This window comes from Oceanisphaera sp., assembly GCF_052084945.1.
GTDB lineage: Bacteria > Pseudomonadota > Gammaproteobacteria > Enterobacterales > Aeromonadaceae > Oceanimonas.
In genome coordinates this window covers 1-2,819 of record NZ_JBQDEX010000079.1, presented here as the reverse complement: position 1 = coordinate 2,819, position 2,819 = coordinate 1, and the positions used below count along the sequence as shown (strand labels likewise).

Here is a 2,819-nt window from a genome sequence, read left to right as displayed (position 1 = left end):
TACGCCGACCGCTATACGAAAAACCTAAACCAGTGGTTATCTTTAAGCTTGGCGCTCGGCGCTGCTCTTCAAGCCTTGCTCTTAGCCGAAATATGTCCAAAATGGCTTGTGCTCCCAAACTTGATCAAGAACACAACTTAATGGGAGTCTATGGCACATTCACAAAAGGATAGGAAATGAGCTTTACGTTTGAAGACTTTAAAACAGAAAACCATCAGCCTTGGACCGATTATATTCAACACGACTTTGTGCGCCAACTTGGCGATGGCACTTTGGCGCCGCAAGCATTTCGTCATTATTTAAAACAAGATTATTTATTCTTAATTCAGTTTGGTCGCGCGTTTGCACTGGCCGCCTATAAAAGCCCCACTCTTGCCGACTTGCGCCATGCTAAAGCTGGGTTTGATGCCATTATTGACCTTGAATTAGGCTTGCACATTAACTACTGCAATGAATGGGGCATTAGCGAGCAAGACTTAAGCGAGCTACCTGAAGCCCGCGCAACACTTGCCTATACTCGTTACGTGTTAGATACCGGCAACCGTGGTGACTTGTTAGATATGCATGTCGCCTTGGCCCCTTGTTTGGTGGGCTATGCCGAAGTGGCACGTTGGTTGATAGCTCAGCCTAATACAGTGCGCGGCGATAATAACCCCTATGAAGCTTGGCTGGCCATGTATGAAAGTGACGAATTTCAGGCGGCTGCAAAAGCCGAGCTTGAATGGCTAAATGAGCGACTGGCCGATGTGACACCCGCTCGTTTTAAACAATTAAGCCGCATTTTTAACGATGCCACTCGTTTAGAAATTGACTTTTGGGGCATGGGATTAAATCAACAGATGTGATTTTTCTAGCGACTCACACAGACAGCTGTACGCCGACCGCCATACGTAAAAACTAAACAGGTGTGTTTCTTTAACGTACAGCGTTAGACGTACGGCTTTCTTTCAGGTTTGATCACTATTTTTCCGTGTTCTTCTGTGTTCTTCCGTTGCAAAAATAGGTTTTATTTTTAAACCATCTTGCTCCGCAAGACCCGCAGCTAAAGCGCGGGACTACAAAAGCAGGTGTTGTGCTTGGTGATTAGCGCTGGCGCTGTCGTTCATCATATTTAACAATCAACGCCTGCCACTATAATCTACTACTCAGTAGCCTGAGTCCGTGCTACCTTGCTAAGAATTTTAACCCCTAAGCATCTAACATCATAAGGAATTTGCTCAATGCTTATTTTCTTTATCAGTATTACTATTTTAATACTGGGCTATAAATTTTATGGACCCTTTGTTGAAAAACAAGCCGGCATAGACCCCACTATTAAAACACCTCAGCAACGACTAGAAGATGGCGTCGATTACGTGCCTATTCACCCGGTGAAGGCGTTTTTAATCCAGTTTTTAAACATTGCCGGTGTCGGCCCTATTTTTGGTCCTATTTTAGGGGCGCTTTATGGCCCAGTGGCCTTGGTATGGATAGTCATTGGTAACGTACTGGGCGGTGCAATACATGACTACTTTTCAGGCGTAATGAGCTTAAAAGAAGACGGTAAGAGTTTGCCAGAAATTGCCGGTAACTATTACAACGTCTTCTTTAAAGGTGTGATGTTAATTTTTACTGCCATGCTGCTGTTTTTTGTGGGTGTGGTCTTTATTATGAGCCCAGCTGGGCTGCTGAGTAACCTGTCTTTTTTTGAAGATACCATTTTAGCGGGCAACAGCTTTTGGGTATTGGTTATTTTAGGCTATTACTTTTTAGCCACCTTATTACCTATTGATAAGATTATCACCAAGCTGTATCCATTATTTGGCCTGCTAATGATTGTCATGACCACCTTAATTGCCGGCGCACTGTTACTCGAAGCGCCACACTTACCGCAATTTGGTGATGTGTTTGCCTACTTTGATAATCACTCACATGAAGACTTATTAATACCTAATCCAGATGGCGCGCCTGTCTGGCCACTGCTATTTTTGACTATCACTTGTGGCGCTATTAGTGGCTTTCACTCCACCCAATCGCCCATGATTGCCCGCTGCTTAACCAACGAAAAATATGCCCGTCCGGTGTTTTATGGCGCCATGATGTGTGAGGGCATAGTGGCCTGTGTATGGGCCATGGCCGGTATTGCGGCATTCCCTGGTGGATATATTGAGCTAAAAGCCATGCTAGCTCAGGGCGGCCCCGGCTTAGTCGTTAACCATATTGCTACCAGTTATTTAGGTGTAATGGGCGGCGTGATGGCGATTTTAGCCGTTGCTATCTTCCCCATTACCTCGGGCGACACCGCATTTCGTTCATTACGCTTAACCATTATGGATGCGTTTAAGATTTCACAAACCACGCTAAATAGGCTTGGGCTTGCAGCTCCATTACTGGGGATTGCCTATTTGATGACCTTCTTAGACTTCGCACTCATTTGGCGCTATTTCGCTTTCTCTAACATGCTGTTATCGACCAGTGTATTGTGGTTAGCAACTAAGTACTTGTTTGATAGAGGCACCTTCCACTGGGTGGCCAGCCTTCCTGCTGTGGTGGGTACTGCCATTACCGTATCTTATATTGCCACCGCCGGCATTGGCTTTAATATGCCCATGGAATACAGCAAGCCCATTGGCGTAGTGGTGGCCTTGGCCTGCTTTATTGGCTTGGTAATGCAACATAAAAAGCGCACTGTTATCGCCTAACCCAGCAATAAACTGTGTATTTAAAAAGGATAGCCTAGGCTATCCTTTTTTATGCCCCAATAAGCTAGGTAACCCAACTAGATTGTGCCTCATGTAGGGCCCCATTCATTGGACCAAAAACCTCACCCTAACCTACCA

2 protein-coding genes are annotated in these 2,819 nt (G+C 45.3%); both read left to right on the top strand.

The window, feature by feature from the left end; genetic code table 11:
* Positions 1 to 176 precede the first annotated feature (176 nt).
* Entirely contained in the window at positions 177 to 845 is a 669-nt protein-coding gene (gene tenA / locus ACTHY5_RS08285; protein WP_441878593.1) for a thiaminase II, read from the top strand.
* 375 nt (positions 846 to 1,220) lie between these two features.
* On the top strand, positions 1,221 to 2,681 hold the full coding sequence (locus ACTHY5_RS08280; RefSeq protein WP_441878591.1) for a carbon starvation CstA family protein: 1,461 nt from the start codon (positions 1,221 to 1,223) through the stop codon (positions 2,679 to 2,681).
* Positions 2,682 to 2,819 lie beyond the last annotated feature (138 nt).